This window comes from Chitinophaga sp. OAE865, assembly GCF_040546735.1.
In the GTDB taxonomy this organism is placed as follows: domain Bacteria; phylum Bacteroidota; class Bacteroidia; order Chitinophagales; family Chitinophagaceae; genus Chitinophaga; species Chitinophaga polysaccharea_A.
Map to the genome: position 1 here is coordinate 4129511 of NZ_JBEPOF010000001.1, position 18159 is coordinate 4147669.

Sequence of the window (18159 nt, forward strand, 5' to 3'; positions counted from 1 at the left end):
CATGACCATGGATGAGATTAGTGAATGGCAGATGCAGATAGCACGTTATGATGATGAACAGGCCTTTGCCCGTTTATTCCGTCATTTATACGATCGCCTATTGCATTTCTGTATCCGGTATGTACATGTAAGGGAAGCAGCGGAAGAAATAGTATCCGATGTATTTGTAAAGCTCTGGAACCGCCGCAGTGAGCTGGAGAACGTAGTAAACCTGCAGGTATACCTTTTTGTGGCGGTAAAGAATCATTCACTCAATTATCTCGAACAATATTCCCATTTGCGTATTGTTCCGCTTTCCGGGTCCGATACCGCCGACCTGCGCAACAGTATTGACCTGGAGCGTGACCTGGAATGGAAAGAGATGCGTTTTAAAATGGACCAGATAGTATCCTCACTGCCGGCCCAATGCCGCCGCATTTTCCAGCTGATCAAGGAAGACGGCTTCAAATATAAGGAGGTGGCAGAAATCCTCAATATTTCCCCCCGCACAGTGGAAACACAGCTATTCCGCGCCATGCGGCGCCTGAACGAAGGACTGGGCGCTATGGGCAAAAACAAAGGGGTGTTGCCGCCGCTGATCATCCTGATAGCTATATCTTCACTGATGCTATATTAGCTGATCGCCTTCGGCGATGCGAAATTTGTCTTGGAACACTGATTACGCTGATTTTGATGATTAGTTTGACTTTACTTTTTGGATTTTTATAATTATTAAAGGAGATAAAAGCAAGTATCCAATTATATCTCTTTTTTTTAATCGCTTAAAAAAATATCAATGAAATCATCAAAATCAGCGTAATCAGTGTTCCAGGACAAAATCCGCAAAAAAATATTTTCCGCGCTTGTAAGTAGTTTTCCCCCCGCTGCCTGTCCTTCTCTCTGAACACGATTCCATTTTATGATAAACGAAGATCATTTCGTACTACTGGTGACCCGCAAACTGGCGGGAGCAGCTACACGGGAAGAGCTGGCGGAGCTGGAGGCCCTGCTGGAACAATACCCGGTACTGAAAGAAAAATACCAGCATCTCCATCACTATTTTGAAGATCCCTTACAGGTGTCGGCAGAAAGCACAGAACAGGCCCTGCAACGAACCCTGTCTAAAATAAAACAACAAACGACTAACATCCGTCCGATGAAGCCCGAAAGGCCCGGGAGATGGAAATGGGTAGCTGCTGTTGCTGCTGCCATATTGTTACCGGTTGGCGTCTTCTGGTTGTTTAACGCTACACGAAAAACACCGGATGCCGGACGGGAACAATGGGTAAAACGCAGTAACGGGAAAGCTACCCGGTCGTTTATTGAACTGGCCGATGGCAGCAAGATCTGGCTCAATGCGGAAAGTATGATCACCTACCCGGAAAAGTTCCGGGGCGGCAGCCGCGAGATCTTCCTGGAAGGAGAGGCTTTTTTTGATGTGGCCACAAACGCCAAACGTCCTTTTATTATACACCTGAAAAAAGGCACCATCAAAGTACTGGGCACCTCCTTTAATATCCGGGCCTATGAGAATGAACCGGTGCAAACCGCCGTGGTAACCGGGAAAGTGGCCTTCATTCCCCGTTATGAAGACAATAAGAAGATCAGCGATACCATCCTCGTTACACCAGACGTAAAGGTCACCTATACCGCCAGCAGCGGCACACTGATCAAAGGCAATACCATCGGGTCGGAAGATAAGGCCTGGACGGAAGGACGACTTATTTTCAGAAACGCCACCCTGGAGGAAATAGGCGCCAGCCTGCAACGCAATTTCAACAAGCGCGTAATATTTGAAGCTAACGCACCAAAACAGTACCGGTTAACCGGGGCTTTCCATAATAACTCCCTGGAAGATATTATGTACTACCTCAGTAAATCAAAAGCATTCCACTACCGTATTACCGATTCAACACTTGTTATAGGAGAATAATAAACGTCAAGCCAACACCAATATTTATTCATTTTTTAATCACCACTACGTTATGAGAAAGGTATTATACAAGCCTTCTTTTCGTCCGCCTTTCCTGTCGCTGATCATCTGCTTATCGCTGCTGAGCGTGCTGGATCTGCATGCACAGGTGGCTTATGCAGCCGGGTTGCGCCGGCAGGTGCAACATCAGCCGGCAAAGGAACGGGAAAGACCGCCGGCTATGAACCAACTGGTCAGCTTACAGGTCGACAATGCCAGCCTGGCAACGGTACTGGAAAAAATAGAAGCGCAAACTTCCCTGGTTTTTGTGTATTCCAATGATGATATTAAAGCTGCGCAGAAAATATCCCTGAATGTAAAAGATAATAAACTGGATGATGTGCTGCAGATGATCCTGCTGCCACTGGAAATTAATTATGAGTTCATCGCCAATAAAATCATCCTGAAACATGGTGGCGCCGCTACCACTATCGGGCAACAGCAGGATATCACCATCACCGGCCGTGTAGTGGATAATCACGGGCAAACCATTCCCGGTGCGAACGTTCGTGTAAAGGGAATGAGCATCGGAACAGTAACCAATGTGGAAGGAAACTACACGCTGAAGATCCCTGCCAGCGCCGCCAATGGCACACTGGTGTTTTCTTCCGTAGGGTATGTGTCTTCTGAAATAGCCATCAACGGAAGAACCAGCATTGTTGCCATGCTGAACGTAGATTCCAAAGATCTTGGAGAGATTGTGGTGACAGCTTATGGCCAGCAGAAGAAAACACAGGTGACGGCTTCCATCAGCACCATTAACTCAAAAGATATTACCAGCAGGCCGGCAGTGAATATGTTCCAGGCATTGCAGGGCCAGGCGCCTAATCTCATCATGCAGCAAAATACGGCTGAACCGGGCGCGCCAATGACCATGAACATCCGTGGTGTTGGTAGCTTAACCGGCAACGCTCCGCTCGTGATCATTGACGGCGTGCAGGCAGGAGGTAACGGGTTACAGAACCTGAACCCCTATGATGTGGAGTCTATTTCCGTACTGAAGGATGCTGCATCTGCAGCGATCTATGGTTCACAGGCGGCCAACGGCGTGATCTATATCACCACTAAAAAAGGTAAAAAAGATGATCATCCTTCCCTTACCTACAATGGTATGTACGGCTGGCAAACGCCCACCACACTGCCCCGGCAGATGGAGGCATGGCAGTATATGACGCTGAAAAATGAAGCGCTGGTAAACTCGGGCAAAACGCCGCAGTATACGCCGGAAGATATTAAATCGTGGCACGACCGCGGCTCAGAACCAGCCATGCTTACTGAAATGCTCCGCAAATATACCCCGCAGCAAAGCCATAATTTAAGTTTAAGCGGCGGCGGCAAAACCAGCAGCTACCTGTTTTCACTGGGCTATCTCGACCAGGGCAATATGCTCCAGAACAAATATGTGCCGCAGGACTTTTACTACAAACGTTACAACGCCCGCCTCAACGTATCCGTAGATCTGAGCAAGTATGTAAAAGTAAGCGGTAACGCGGCCTATACCCGCTCTACCTATCGCACACAGGTATCTGATATCGGCTTCCTGATGCGTGATGCAATGCGTGTGCCCCGTACAACTGCTGTAAAGGATTCCCTCGGCAACTGGGTGGTACCGCCATTGACCAGTAACAGCGTGATCGCTTTGCTGGCGGAAAGCGGCTACCGTTTAAGAACCGTAGATAACCTGATGGGAGGAATTGACGTGGTGATCACACCGGCAGATCATTTCAAGATCAACCTGAATGCTTCCGGTAATTACAATATTGATAACACCGCTTACCGTATTAATAAGTTTAACTATGCTCCTTATTATACCACCGCTACGCCGCCGTTGTATAATGAAATGCATAACTCCGAGTACAAAGACCTCACCACGAACGTATATGGTACCGTAGAATATGAAAATACTTTTGGTAAGCACTATGTAAAAGGCCAGGTAGGTGTGCGCAGCGATGCGATAGATGAAGGCTATGGTTTCCGCGCGGATCGTTTTGGAACCACTAACCTGGACAACGACTGGTCTATTGGCGGTGGCTATATTCCAAAACCGGATGGCACCTACGATTACAGGGATATAGGTACTTATAATGATATGAGCAATCCCAACCTGTATGCACTGAATTCACTTTTCGGAAGATTCAACTACGCCTATAATGATAAGTACCTCGCGGAAATAACCTGGCGCTACGACGGTTCTTCCAAGCTGGCCCCCGGCCACCGCTGGCAGTTCTTCCCGGCGTTCTCACTGGGATGGCGCTTAACGGATGAAGCCTTTATGGAAACAATAAAGGACCGTATCGGCAACTTTAAACTGCGCTATTCATGGGGACAGGTGGGTAACTCCAATATCGGCGGCGGTAATTATCTGGCCAGGGTACGACTAACAGATGATCGTAATTCTCCGTTTACTACCGGCAGCTATTCCTTTAATAATACACCTGCAATTGGCGCTACTTTCTCCACTTACAACGACCTGTTGCAGTGGGAAGTTTCCACCATGAGCAACTATGGTATTGATGCAGATTTTCTCAAAGGCGCCTTAACAGCATCTTTCGATTATTTTAATAAGACGACCGACGGGATCTATCTTTTCCAGACGGTTCCCGGAACCGCAGGTACTGCCGCTCCGCTGGAAAACGTAGGTAAGGTAAATAATAAAGGCTGGGAGCTGGCTATCAACTACCGGCTTACCACCGGTCAGTTCCACCATAACTTCGGTTTTAACCTCGCTGATAACCTGAACAAGGTGATTAAATTCGGCCAGGAATCTGTACGTGGCTCTGATGTAACCTTTATCATTAAAGAAGGATTTCCTATTGCCTCTTACTATGGTTATAAATCCAATGGCTTATACCAGAACCTGGATGATATAAAGAACGCGCCAAAAGTACCGTTTGCCTACAACCAGCAGGTGATGCCCGGAGACGTGAGGTATATTGACCGTAACAAGGATGGCGTGATCGATGAAAACGACCGCTACGTGTTTGGCAATCCTTTTCCCCGTTACACTTTTGGCTTTAACTACAGCGTGAGCTGGAAAAACTTCGACCTCACTATGTTCTGGCAGGGCGTGGGCAAGCGCTCACAATTCCTGAGAGGAGATATCGTAGAAGCATTCCATAACAACGAAGACCATGCAATGGTACAGCACCTGGACCGCTGGACGCCTACCAATCCCGGCGCTACCTATCCGCGTGTAACCATTGGCGCTGCCGATGCCAACAACTTCGCCTATTCAGATTACTGGTTGTTTGATACCAAATACCTGCGACTGAAAAATTTCCAGCTGGGTTACAACCTGCCTGCATCTTTACTGAACAGGGCGCGTATCCAGGGCGTGCGGGTATATTTTACCAGCCAGAACCTGATAACGATCATGCCTAAACGCTTCCGTGAAATAGGAGTAGACCCTGAGTTTACACAGTTTGATGATAAGTTGTCCATGTCTAATTACAACCCTATTGCAGGGCGTAATTACCCGAATGCGGCCACTTTTGCTTTTGGTCTGGATGTTAAGTTTTGATGCCTAAACAATCAATTGTATGAAGAAATTAGTTTTATCAATATTAATGGCCGGCACTTTATTCAGTTGCCGTAAACTGGATCAGCCGATCACCAGGGAGTTTACCGAAACTGCCTACTGGCGCGATGCGCAGGATGCGCTCGATGCATTGACCGCCTGCTATGAGCATCTTTCAAAAGATGACTATTATTTTGGAGATGAAGCGCTGAGTGATAATGCGTATAACAGCGGCGGGGGCCTGATCAATGTAAATGCAATTGCCAACGGCGGGTACGACGGCGCCAACGGAAGGGTAGCAGATACCTGGTCCTATTACTACACAACTATACGCCGGTGCAATACCGTTACCGCCAACATAGACCGCGTGCCCAACATGGATCCCGCGCTGAAGGCCCGTATCCTGGCTGAAACCCGGTTTATCCGCGCTTACGCATATTTCCAGCTCACTGCCTGGTATGGGGATGTCCCTTTTTATACAGACCTCATCACCATCGATGCCTCCCGTACCATTGCGCGTACCGATAAGAACACGATCCAGCAGTTCATCTTAACAGAACTGGCAGAGATCCAGAAAGACCTGCCCACCAACACCCAGCAGGCGCAGAACGACCGTGGCCGTATCACCCGTGGCGCTGCCATAGCCATGAGCGCCCGCGTACATCTGTTCCGCAGCGAATGGGCAGCCGTTGTGGCAGATTGTGAAAAGCTCATCGGTAAAACAGAGAATGGCACTTATGCCCTGTTTGGTAATTACAGTAACCTGTTCACCGTAGCCAATGAGTATAACAGTGAAGTGATCCTTGACCTGCAATATGGTGGTGGCAGAACATACGACAAACAACGCTCTTTCATGCCGCAAACCATTGCTGCACTGAGAAGCGTGCTGGTGCCTACCCAGGACCTGGTAAATGATTATATCATGACCAATGGTAAAGCCATTGGTGAAGCCGGTTCCGGTTATAATGAAAACACGCCCTATGCCAACAGGGATCCTCGTTTTGAAGCCACTATCCTGCATCACGGCTCCAAGGTGCTTGATTTTAACGGCGTGGAGCAAACTATCCTGACGCAACCCGGCTCTGTTCCTGCCACCAATACGGTAGATGACCAGGGCGCATCTCCCACCGGTTATTATTTTTACAAATATTACGACCGCGCAGCCACCAATTATGCATCGGGGTTAAACCTGATCATGATCCGCTATGCCGATGTATTGCTGATGTATGCAGAAGCAAAGAATGAACTGGGGCAGATGAATGCGGCAGTATGGAATCAAACCATTCAGCCTATCCGTGTGCGAGCCGGGTTTAATGATGCAGGCGCCACCCAGTTTAACGCTGCCCTGAACCAGGATCAGCAACGCGCTGTGATCCGCCGGGAAAGAAGGGCAGAGCTGGCGTTTGAAGGGCTCCGCGTTTATGATATACGCCGCTGGAAAACTGCCGATGTGGTAATGAACAGACCTGTAAGAGGTATTAAAGTAAGCTCCGGTGCTTTCAATAAAGATCCGAATGGTTACATCATCGTTGAAAACAGGTTGTTCACCAATCCCAAGCACTACCTGTGGCCGGTGCCCACCATTGAGCGCGATCAGAACAAAAATCTTTCACAAAACCAGGACTGGTAATATCCTTCCACCTAAAAACTATAATAACATGCAAAAATACCTGATCATTATACTGAGTGTTTTATTATTTAGTTGTAAGAAAGACGATTATTCACTCAACACCAATATGCAGCCGGTGCCCAAACTCACCGCGCCGCTGGATAATAAATATATTAAGCTGCAACCTACTACCAGCGCAACTGTAAGTTTTGAGTGGGACCAGGCCCGTGCAGAAGATGGCTCGCTGGTACAGTATGAAGTGGCCTTTGATAAAGCAGGCGGCGACTTCTCTTCCCCTGTTGCAAAATTCTCTTCTGATGGTGGCGGCGTACAAAACAAGTTGACGCTGTCGCATAAAGACCTGAACAGCGTGGCAGGTAAGGCCGGCATCGCTTCCCTGGCTACCGGTAAACTGGTATGGACCGTGCTGGCATCCAAAGGATACAATATCCAGAAGGCCGCAGAAACAAAGACTATTGAAGTAGAAAGACCTAACGGTTTTGCCGAGATCCCTACGGATGTATATCTCACCGGCGAGGCTACAGAAGCAGGCGCTGATCTGTCGAAAGCCCTGAAGCTGAAATCCACTGCACCGGGAGTGTATGAAATTTATACCTCTCTCAAAAACGGTAAATACCATTTTACCAGCAGAAATACCGGTACGCCGGAAGTATATTCCATTGCGGGTACGGCCGTAAAAGAAGGCGGTGAAACAGAGCAAACTGCCGGTACCAAAGTATATCGCCTGCGCCTGGACTTTAACAATGCTGCCGCTACAGTAACGGAGATAGGCACTATTGGGCTTTGGTTTGCGCCATTGAATAAATTCCTGTTCGAGATCAACTATGCCGGCGGCGGTACCTGGAAGATCCAGAACCAGCTGATCACATTCAAACAGGAATCATGGGGCCGCGATGAGCGTTACAAATTCCGTATCAATGTAAAAGACAGCGATGGTAATGCCGGTGAGGAATGGATAGGCAGTTCCAATGCAGATAACAACCGTCCAACTGCCGCTTCGCCACTAAGTTACTGGGAACTGCGCCCTATCACGAACAACGACCAGTGGAACTATTGTTACAAGTTTGCTACAGAGGCAGACAACAAGAACTGTGATATAAATCTTTATTTCACAACAGATAAGAACTATACCCACGAAATCATCGTAAAATAAAGACTGCTATGAAGCTGATACGATATTCCCTTTTAATGCTGTCACTGGCCTTCACTGCATGTTTGAAAGAACCTGTGGATGATGGGCCAGGCCCGGGCGCCAATAAAGCGCGTTATGTGTACGACTGGGCGCAGATAGCTGATTCTTCCCTGCAGGGGCTTACCGGTAATTTCTGGAACCAGGAGAAATACTTTAACGCCAATAACGCAGGCAATACCACCTTTAACTACTGGCCCAATGCACACGCGCTGGACGTACTAACGGACGCCTATATACGTAAAAATGACCCGGCTATCAAAGCCCGTATGGACGACCTGCTGGCCGGTATGAAAACGAAAAACGGCGGCACCTATATCAACCATTTCTATGACGATATGGAATGGATGAACCTGGCCTGTTTACGTGCATACGAAGCCACCGGCGATACTAAGTACAAAGATGTGGCCGTATTGCTGTGGAACGATATCAAAGGAGGCTGGGATGATGTATGGGGTGGTGGTATCCACTGGAACAAAGACAAATCCAAAAACTATAAGAACACGCCTGCCAATGCGCCTGCATGCATTATTGCCTGCCGTATGTATGGGCTTACCCAGAACCCGGATGATATTGCCTGGGCCAAAAAGATCTACGACTGGCAGAAAGCCACGCTGGTAGACCCGGTGACCGGTCTTGTATGGGACGGTATTAACCAGGATGGCAGCGGGCAGGTAACAAAGAACTGGAACTTCACCTATAACCAGGGCGTATTTATTGGCGCCGGTGTGGAGCTGTATAAGCTCACCGGTCAGAATGTATACATCAATGATGCATTGAAAACCGCCAATAATACTTTAGCCGGCGGATTTACCAATGCCAATATCCTGAAAGATGAAGGTGGTGGGGACGGAGGTTTGTTCAAAGGAGTGCTGGTGCGTTACCTGATGTTGCTGATCACGGATGGCAGTATCAGCAGTACAGATGTGGCAAAGTATGCAGCGTTCCTGCAGCTGAATGCCGAAACGTTGTGGATGAAAGGCACTACACGCCCGCAGGTGTTATTTAACAAAGACTGGACCACCACTGCAGCCGGCAGCGACCTGACCACGCAACTGAGCGGGGCGATGCTCATAGAAGCGGCGGTGAAGCTGAAAGGCATGGGACTGATGAAGTAATGAAAATGATAAAGATGGGGAGAAGAACAGTGAGGTTTATCTTTTGGTGTTTGCTGTCTGCCGGCAGCGTATCTGCCCAAAGTAACAGGCAGAAGGCAGAGATGCTGCAGCAGGCAGTGAACAAATACCTGTATGAACGTAATACCGGTTTGTATATTCAAACCAGCGACCGCAGTGTGAATCATAACCTGCATGCCGACCTTTGGGGACTTTGCGGCCTTATACAGGCTGCCAATGAAATGGAGCGGATCCATCCCGGCAAGGCCTATATGGCGCCGGTGGTGAAGGCTATCAACCAGTACTACGACCCGGGGCCGCCTGCACCGGGATATGCCTCGTATGTGGTGAAGGAGCGGAAGGAGGACCGTTATTACGATGACAACCAGTGGATCGGCATTGCTTACCTGGACGCCTATACGCGAACCAGGAAGAAATGGTACCTGGAGAAAGGAGAGGAGATCTACCGGTTTATGATGACCGGTTTTGATACTGTTAGCGGCGGGGGCTTATACTGGAAAGAAGGAGATATTACCACGAAGAACACCTGTTCCAACGGACCGGCTATTTTATTGTCGCTCCAATTGTATGAAGCCGTTCATAAGCAGGCATACCTGGATACGGCTTTACTCCTGTACAAATGGGTGAACCGGTATTTGCGGGATGAAGACGGTGTATACTGGGATGCTATAAAACCCGCGGAGAACAACCGGATTGATTCTGCGGCATATACCTATAATACCGGTGTGATGCTGGAAGCAAATGTAAAGCTGTATCGCATTACAGGGAATGCGCAGTATTTAAGGGAAGCCCGTTACATTGCAGAGGGCAGTTACCGGCGTTTTTTCAGGAAAGGAAGGTTTCCCTCATCTTATTGGTTTAATGCGGTATTGCTTCGGGGATATGAGGCATTGTACAGGGTGGATAATAACCCTAAGTATATCCGTGCTATGCAGGAGTATGCCGATAAAGTATGGGAGCAGGACCGGAACAGCAGCAATATGCTGGGTAACCGCCCTGAGCGGGAGTTACTGGGGCAGGCTGGCATGATGGAAATTTATGCCCGGCTTGCCGGGATCTGATCCCCGTTGATCATATTATTCCGTTGATCATATTTTTGAAAGGGCCCGCAAACATTGCAAGCACTCATCACAGCCATCAACATACTTATTCCAAATAGGATTCGCTTACTCATGGTGAGGTATATTAAATGTACAGTTAAATTAAATCGTAACGATTTCAGACAAGTTATTTCTGTCAAAAAAAGCAAGGAAAAACCGTTACCGATTTTCTCCCGCTTTATATAACAACGTATAACAGCAAGCGGCTAACGTACCAAATATATAAATCCCTTGAACTCTTTTCCAGCCGGATAAGTACAATTAAAAAATTTGAGCGAATAATAATAAGTTCCCACAGGGGCCTCCTGCAAAGTCCCCTGCTTAAATCCGTCCTAGTAAGCCATACCACTGACCAGGCCTGTATTTATAAAAGCGTTCCAACCATTAGCGCCAACTTCGTTTTCAAGATTAACATAAGGCGTTCCTCCCGGGTCAACGATTGTCAGGGAGTACTTATAAGCTCCAATAGCCTTGTTAGCACTCAATGGATCTTTTGCAGCATTCGTTACTACCCACCTATCGTTTACTCCGTCAAAATTGGGGGTAAAGGCATTGGGTATAAATAGACCATCAAGAGAATTTATCATCACAGGTGCTACCGTTACTGTTGCATGGCCGATATTACTGTAATTATTCCCTTTGTCCAGTACAGTTACAATATATGTAGTAGGAACGATAGGCTGAGGGTCAATAATAATATGAGATTTATCTTCTGACTTAATAGATACTCCGGGAGTAATAGCGCCATATAAGTAGAAATAATTACCCGTACCCCCGGTAACTGTAACCGTTAAATCTCTTAAATTACAATTTTTTAAACCAGCGCCGATACCATTTGAAGTAATGCTTACCTGGCCTCTGAGATTATTAGAACTTAGAACTATTAATACAACAAGTATATAAGGTTTGAAAATATCAAAATAAATAAATTTCATATACTTTATATTTTAATTATTGAATCACAGTAATTGAGGTTGGAGCAGATAAGGAACCTGGTATAAAGACAGGAAGACTTGTAAATAAACCCAGTACACCGGTCTTTGCTTTTTCAGGAACAATAATCTCAACTATACGGTCAGAAATAAACGGCACTTTGCCTTCTAATATTTGATCTCCTCGCATGTGTTCCCACTCATTTACCGGCGGCATAAATCTAAATGCTCTTTCATCTCTACCTTCGACAAAGCCTTCCCCTTTGACTGTAATAGTGTCCCCAATGCGTACCGTTGTTGGTGCCACTGAGTAAATCCTGGGTGTCTGGCTTGAATAGAAGTAGGCCGTATCAACATAGGCCTCTCCTTCCTCTTTTAATGTGAGCTGCGCTAACAAAGTATCTGCATTACGGAATACGCCGGTGGGCAGTGTCACCTGGATCCTACCTTCCATTACATTTCCTTGTGCCGGAATGTTATTAATGGTAAGGATGTTTTTTGCAGCAACAGGATTAAAATTTTTCCCGTAAATCGTGAAGGATTGGCCTTCTTTCACGAAGAGAGGACGGATAGAGTCAATCCTGATTCTACCGCCATTGTAAATCAGGTTCTTTGGTTTCTCGCAAGCGCTCATTACAACCATCAATATGCTTAGTCCAAATAAGATTTGCTTAGTCATGATGAGGCATTTTAAATGAAATAGGCACTTGTGCTGTTTGCTGTTTATTGACAAATTTTAATAGTGCGGGATCGTCTTTTGTGGCTGTTATCGAAAGTATTTCCACTGATGTTTCAAGAGAATCTTTAGATTGCCTGGTTATAGGCGATCCTTTTGTACTATCGTTTAACAGCTTTTCTTTTTTGCATGCGAAAAGGGCTATCGTGGCAAACAAACAACAAATAGGATAATGGAGCTTAGTACTTTTCATTTGGATAGTTTTTTGTGATGTAAATACAGTTCGACTAAAACCGGGTTAAAATCATTTAAAATACTCTTCGTAACGAATTACAGAGATCCGGAGAAGTAATCCCTGGTTAGGATTATTCTCCCAGTTACCAGTACAAGTGAGAAATGTCTCCTAACTATTGTTACGGCAATAAAAGTCCATTTCCTGAAACGGGATTACGAAAAGCTTTTCTGTTGGATATATTTGACATGTTACTTGTTTTCCGAAAACAAGATTAGCCATATAATCATAGCATAGCCGTCTTACGGCTACTCCATCCGGCGGCTTGCCCCGCTGAATATTTCCAAAGTGATATTAATGCTAAATAATATACTGTCCATTAAACTTATTTAATAAATCAAACAGGCGCCGAAAAATTAATCGCCTCCGCGCCGTTTTAATGGCATTATCCCCTTATCTATTCCGGATGTGAGTATTATAGAAGGGGAGAAGGTAGATTAAAGCGCTCGTATAAGTCTTTATTTTCCACTCATAAGTGAGAAAGAAGGCGTCTCAAAACAAGAGACGTCTTCTTTTTAGTTCCTAGTAGTTTTATATTGATTTCTGGATTTTTACTTTGAGAAGGACAGGTTTAGGATGATTTTCATACTATTTTCTAAGATTGTGTGCCATTGCGATTAATCCCATTTCGATCGCCACTTTATCCTTGCCTTTCAGCATAAATCTTTTAAAACCATCATACTTCTCCAATGCTGAAGGCCAGTTACGGCGAGCATATCCCAGCTTTTGTCTGATCTGCTTATCTACAGGTTTGTCTTTGATGGCTTCATTGATAGCGGCTATTGTTTTACTGACTTTTTCGCTGTCTATTTTGTCATACCCAGATGAGTCTGTGTCATCGTCTAACTCTAAAGCTGCCACTGATTGGGCATATTTCCACAAGTCATTTAACTGCTGTTTTATTTTTTCTTTGCTATGCTTAATACCATTGCCCCAAACAAAGCTATAGCGATTGGTCTGCGCTTCTATCTTTGTCCCGTCGGTGTATAATTCTTTTATGTTTAATAAGCCTTCTTCACATAACAGTAGGACCACTTGGGTAAATATGGGCTGTAATACTTTCTGCAGGCGTTCTCCTCGGAACCTGTTAATAGTATTATGATCAGGTTTACTCATGCCACTTAGCCACATAAAGTGGATGTTTTGTCCAAGGGCTTCCTCTATTTTGCGACTGCTGTAAATGTTATTTATATACGCGTAAATAAGGACTTTCAACAGCATCCTGGGATGATAACTGCTCGTGCCTCCTGCTTTATAACGTTTTAATAATAAGGTGATGTCGATCTTTTCGATCACATTATCCACCACGCGAACTGGGTGGTTCTCTGCAATCAGATCTCCAATCTCAGCTGGAAAGAGCATCATCTGGTGTTGCAGGTGGGCTTTAAAAACTACAGAAAGTGTTTTTCCTTTTGGCACACTATAAATGCGAAAAACACCTGGATTGGTTTTATCACTCCCAAAAAAAGAGGGTACCTTTTGAGACACCCTCCTTTTTGTGCAGATGTTATTATTTTGCTATTATATTACATAATTCCTTAATTTAGAGTTTTTATTATTAATTTATTGCCGGGAACAATTATTCCTGATTCGTCGTAAAAAAAAGAGAAGAAGATAACCTATCCTATCCTTATGAGGCTGATGTTAATGCTGTTTTTTGCTTTCGTTTCCGTGTCTGTTTGCGGACAGACGGCGGCGCCGGCGGCTAAGAAGGGCAATCGTGAAACGGAGTTCCAGATGAAGGAGGGTAGTTATCTCAGCTTTGCGCAGGTGAATTTAAGTTTGGGTGAGATAGGTTTCCGCGTAGAGGTGGCATCAGAGCATAAAAAGAGTAATGCCAGGCTTGAGTTCCGGATAGATAAGCCCAAAGGTAAAATTATCGGCACTCTTGATATTCCCTATACAGGCGATAGCACCTATGCGCTGAAGTTAACTGGCAACCTGCGTCATGCAGAAGGGGTGCATGATCTGTACCTGGTAGCGAGGGGAGGAATGCCCTTCAGCATTACTGCTTTCGGTTTTATTTTTAATTATTAGTATATCCGTTCCCGTTATTTTTTGGAAATTTGAAAAAGCTGTTTATCTTTGCGCTCCCTGACACGATATCAGTTGCCCAGATGGCGAAATTGGTAGACGCACTGTGTTCAGGTCGCAGCGCCTGCAAGGGTGTGCTGGTTCGAATCCAGTTCTGGGCACAAAGGTGGACAAATCGAAAATTGCTTCGGTTTGTCCATTTTTATTTTCGCGGGAACCCGCGTTCAGCGCATATATTAGCTTGACGGCTTCTTTAAAATGAGCGGTTCGATCATTGATTTTGGCGAAAGCGAATTTTTCGAGAGAAATCGAACCACATTTCCCTTTACAATTGCATTATTCTCTCACTGCATTAACTTTCAATTAACGCTTCCCATTCTTTCCTTACCTAATTTTCATGTTATTCATTTAATATGAAAATCCAACTTCCCAAAACATACATTCATACGCCTGAATCGCTGAAGCAAAAGATACAAAAAGGCCAGATTGAAAGCTGTTCTAACGGCCAATGTCCAGCTATTGGCAACCTATTGGGAGATAGGTAATACTATATCGCAGCAAGAGGAGGATCAGGGATGGGGATCAAAATTAGTCGAGCAATTAGCGGGTGATTTGCGCATAGCATTCCCTGACTTTAAGGGACTTTCTCCAAAGAATCTTCGCTATATGAGAAACTTTGCAATAGCCTGGCCAGAACTATCAATATTGAATGACCATGACCCGGCCAGGGATATGAATTCAATTTTGCAGCAGCCTGCTGCAAAATTACCATGGTTTCATATTTGTACACTTCTGGATAAGACGGAGAAAAAAGACTTCCCTGGAACAACTGTGAATTTTAGGTAGTAATATGACCAGAATGAACAAAATGAATGAAAATGAACATAATAAACAGGCAGCTTTGCGCTATTTTTGATAACAAGTAAAATTATTTTTTGGTAACAAGTAAATTATTCATATGATAGAAAAGAACCCATTAAATCTTATAGAATTGAGTCCAGATGAATTGCAGCTGATCAATGGGGGAGGTATTATCACAGACGTGATCTCAGCTGTCGTTCCATCTGAGTATGCGGATGGGGTATTGGATTCTGTTTTCGTTTATGGCAAAGGCGTTTTTACATTAGTAATAAATCAGACTAATCTTCCTTTTTCTTTACAAGAAAAGTTAATAGGATTAGCCCATTTTCTGATATAAACAAACAATACGATTAGCATTTGTATGCATAACAATTTCGCTGCGCTGTTCAAGAGGAGTTTTATCCGACAGCGTTCCGAAAGAAGATCTGTACGCCCAAAAGAAAAGCAGCCAGACAATCTTCCGCTAGCTGCTAAGGATAGCATTTGACTGTCAGATTAAGTCATGACTATTTCAATTAAATAATTTTATATATTAAATCTTTCAGGAGATTTACGGATAAAGTGGTAGGATATGGACACACAACATTATTCACATTTTTTGAATAAAACTGTTGTTTATTAATGCCCTGAATGATTGATGGGTAGCAGGATAATATTACTGGGGTCTAGCACCTTTTGTGTCTTCAGGGTCAGCAGGAGGAGCACTTCGAAGGAGGGCGTTTGGGCCATTGATATCATTGATTTCAATTACGTCTACCTGCAATTTTCCATCCATCCATGCCTCATTGGTTCGCTGTTGCAGCAGCATCGAAGCCGGTAATTGCAACCCTATGATTTCATTAGGATTTGTTCCATGCCGAACCGGAATTAACTGCAACTTATAATCATTCAATACTTCATATGATTGCCGCTTTATTTATCAGACTGGTAGGTGAAGATGCAGAGAAAGCGTTGGAAGAACTGCACCGTTATTACTATCATCCGTTGTTAGGTTTTGTGGACGCAATGATAAACCGCCGGGAAGTGTCGGAAGAAATTGTGAATGATGCAGGGCAATAAACTGCTGCGGCAGCCGGTGCAATGGCGCCTGCTCACCAGCGATGGCATTATGCTGTTGAACGCCCAGGCGGTAAAATGGGGATCATCATCTGCAGGTACAGTGGACTGGGAAACAACCGCAATTAATGACAAAATATCGCTCACCGTGAAATACCATATGGAATTCGATGGGCATATTTCGAGTCATGCTACCGTTAAAGCCACCGGTGATATAACGTTACAGGATATACGATTGGAGATCCCTTTCAACCGGGAACAAACCGCTTACTTCATGGGGATGGGATTGCCCGGAGAAGAACTGCCCGTTAGCTACAACTGGAAGTGGAAAGGACCGCAGGACAGCTATTGGGCAGGAAATGACCAAGTTGGCCTCCACTGCGAGTTTCAGGGCGCCGCTTATACCGGTCCTTTGCTGAATCTTTATCACCCGGCGCCGCCGCCGGCATGGTATAACAATAACAATGGCGGTTTTTCTGTCTGTACAAATGATCATACGGCTACCGCTGCCGGCTATACGGGAATGTACCGGCTGGCAAAAGGACAACAGCTGGAACTGGATGCTGCTTTTTTACTTACACCAGTTAAAAAAACAGATCCGGCTGCACAGTTTACCAATCGTTATTATCATAACGGATCACAGCCGGCTCCTTCACCGGCCGACCTGCAGGCGGGTATAAAGATCACCAATGTGCATCATGCCAACGCCGTGAACCCGTATATCAATTATCCTTTTATAGCCACAGATACCATGAGGCAATTTGTAGACTACTGGCATCGGCAGGGACTGAAAGTCAAAATTTACTATACCGTTCGGGAACTTAGTAACCAGGTAGCGGAAATGTGGGCATTGAGAAGTTTGGGAGATGAAGTACTGGCCGATGGCCCGGGTGGGGGTTATCCCTGGCTGCGCGAACATCTTGTGGATCACTATAACGTACAATGGTTTACCTCCATCGACGGATATGAACAGGCAGATGCAGCTATCCTTACCAGTGGTAAATCGCGGTGGTACAATTATTACATTGAAGGGTTGCAATGGCTGGTGCGGAATGAAAATATTGACGGACTTTATCTCGATGATGTATCTTATGGAAGGGAAATGCTGCAGCGGATGCGATGTGTAATGGATGAGGTAAAGCCCGGATGCCTGCTGGACCTTCATTCCAATACAGGATTTTCAAAAGGACCGGCCAATCAATACGCGGAATTCTTTCCATATATTGATAAGATCTGGTTCGGGGAAAGTTTCGATTATAATCATATGTCGCCTGCCAACTGGCTGGTGGAAGTTTCCGGGATTCCTTTTGGCCTGATGGGAGATATGTTGCATGCCGGTGGAAATCCCTGGCGGGGAATGGTATACGGCATGACGGTACGGTATCCCTGGTTTACGGAAGGTGTGAACTGTGATCCGCGGGGAATATGGAAGGTATGGGATAGTTTCGGTATTGCCCATGCAAGGATGCATGGTTATTGGGAAGCGGGTACACCGGTTACTACTACGGATCCGCTGGTGAAAGCAACGGCCTACGTAAAAGATGACCGGCTGCTTATTGCGGTAGCCAGCTGGAAGGAAGTACCCTGCCAGGTAAAGCTGCAGGTGAACTGGCAGCAATTGGGCTGGCAGCCGGCAAACAGGGAAATGAAGTTCCCACGTATCGCTAATTTTCAGGAGCAGCGGCAATTATCTGTAAGCGACAGTATCAATGTTTATCCACAAAAAGGTTTTTTAATCATTATCCACAAATGAATATTTTAAGAGAGATATTTACTGGCGCCGGT

General features: G+C 45.5%; 15 protein-coding genes, 1 tRNA gene and 1 pseudogene. 13 read left to right on the forward strand and 4 right to left on the reverse strand.

The genetic code is table 11. The features are described from left to right. The first annotated feature begins 1 nt into the window (after position 1). The 7 genes from ABIE50_RS16760 to ABIE50_RS16790 all read left to right on the forward strand — a co-directional run bounded on the left by ABIE50_RS16760 (position 2) and on the right by ABIE50_RS16790 (position 10484). Positions 2–616 carry an RNA polymerase sigma-70 factor gene (locus tag ABIE50_RS16760; protein ID WP_209857461.1) on the forward strand — a complete coding sequence of 205 codons (615 nt, stop codon included), beginning with the start codon at positions 2–4 and terminating at the stop codon, positions 614–616. 282 nt (positions 617–898) lie between these two features. After that, complete coding sequence (locus ABIE50_RS16765; protein WP_209857462.1) at positions 899–1912, forward strand: FecR family protein; 1014 nt, start codon at positions 899–901, stop codon at positions 1910–1912. Between the two features lie 52 nt (positions 1913–1964). Then, positions 1965–5471 (forward strand): TonB-dependent receptor, encoded by a 3507-nt coding sequence (locus tag ABIE50_RS16770; RefSeq protein WP_209857463.1) that lies wholly within the window; start codon positions 1965–1967, stop codon positions 5469–5471. 19 nt (positions 5472–5490) lie between these two features. Then, complete coding sequence (locus ABIE50_RS16775; RefSeq protein WP_209857464.1) at positions 5491–7098, forward strand: RagB/SusD family nutrient uptake outer membrane protein; 1608 nt, start codon at positions 5491–5493, stop codon at positions 7096–7098. A gap of 28 nt (positions 7099–7126) precedes the next feature. Next, on the forward strand, positions 7127–8251 hold the full coding sequence (locus ABIE50_RS16780; protein ID WP_209857465.1) for a SusE domain-containing protein: 1125 nt from the start codon (positions 7127–7129) through the stop codon (positions 8249–8251). 8 nt (positions 8252–8259) lie between these two features. After that, on the forward strand, positions 8260–9405 hold the full coding sequence (locus ABIE50_RS16785; protein WP_209857466.1) for a glycoside hydrolase family 76 protein: 1146 nt from the start codon (positions 8260–8262) through the stop codon (positions 9403–9405). A gap of 14 nt (positions 9406–9419) precedes the next feature. Continuing rightward, the gene (locus ABIE50_RS16790) at positions 9420–10484 is read left to right on the forward strand and encodes a glycoside hydrolase family 76 protein (RefSeq protein WP_209857467.1); all 1065 of its coding nucleotides are present in this window, start codon (positions 9420–9422) and stop codon (positions 10482–10484) included. 371 nt (positions 10485–10855) lie between these two features. On the opposite strand, the gene ABIE50_RS16795 is transcribed toward ABIE50_RS16790, so the two are convergent. The 4 genes from ABIE50_RS16795 to ABIE50_RS16810 all read right to left on the reverse strand — a co-directional run bounded on the left by ABIE50_RS16795 (position 10856) and on the right by ABIE50_RS16810 (position 13911). Then, positions 10856–11458: a T9SS type B sorting domain-containing protein gene (locus ABIE50_RS16795; protein ID WP_209857468.1), complete on the reverse strand. Its 603-nt coding sequence runs from the start codon at positions 11456–11458 to the stop codon at positions 10856–10858. Positions 11459–11474: 16 nt separating this feature from the next. Further along, positions 11475–12134, reverse strand: a complete 660-nt coding sequence (locus tag ABIE50_RS16800) for a hypothetical protein (RefSeq protein ID WP_209857469.1) — start codon at positions 12132–12134, stop codon at positions 11475–11477. Then, positions 12127–12384, reverse strand: a complete 258-nt coding sequence (locus ABIE50_RS16805; protein WP_209857470.1) for a hypothetical protein — start codon at positions 12382–12384, stop codon at positions 12127–12129. The genes ABIE50_RS16800 and ABIE50_RS16805 overlap by 8 nt, the downstream gene beginning before the upstream one ends. A gap of 627 nt (positions 12385–13011) precedes the next feature. Further along, the gene (locus ABIE50_RS16810) at positions 13012–13911 is read right to left on the reverse strand and encodes a transposase (RefSeq protein ID WP_209857471.1); all 900 of its coding nucleotides are present in this window, start codon (positions 13909–13911) and stop codon (positions 13012–13014) included. A 144-nt stretch (positions 13912–14055) separates the two neighbouring features. Here ABIE50_RS16810 and ABIE50_RS16815 point away from each other — a divergent pair, with 144 nt between their 5' ends. From ABIE50_RS16815 to ABIE50_RS16840, 6 genes and pseudogenes are all read left to right on the forward strand, one after another. Continuing rightward, complete coding sequence (locus tag ABIE50_RS16815; RefSeq protein ID WP_209857472.1) at positions 14056–14460, forward strand: carbohydrate-binding protein; 405 nt, start codon at positions 14056–14058, stop codon at positions 14458–14460. A gap of 74 nt (positions 14461–14534) precedes the next feature. After that, positions 14535–14618, forward strand: a tRNA-Leu gene (locus ABIE50_RS16820). A 319-nt stretch (positions 14619–14937) separates the two neighbouring features. Continuing rightward, positions 14938–15303: pseudogene (locus ABIE50_RS16825) on the forward strand (DUF1016 N-terminal domain-containing protein); the annotation flags it as partial. Between the two features lie 112 nt (positions 15304–15415). Beyond that, positions 15416–15655 (forward strand): hypothetical protein, encoded by a 240-nt coding sequence (locus ABIE50_RS16830; RefSeq protein WP_209857474.1) that lies wholly within the window; start codon positions 15416–15418, stop codon positions 15653–15655. A 563-nt stretch (positions 15656–16218) separates the two neighbouring features. Next, positions 16219–16377, forward strand: a complete 159-nt coding sequence (locus tag ABIE50_RS16835; protein ID WP_209857475.1) for a hypothetical protein — start codon at positions 16219–16221, stop codon at positions 16375–16377. Next, entirely contained in the window at positions 16364–18127 is a 1764-nt protein-coding gene (locus tag ABIE50_RS16840) for a glycoside hydrolase domain-containing protein (RefSeq protein WP_209857476.1), read from the forward strand. Before ABIE50_RS16835 ends, ABIE50_RS16840 begins: the two co-directional genes overlap by 14 nt. The last annotated feature ends 32 nt before the right edge of the window (positions 18128–18159 follow it).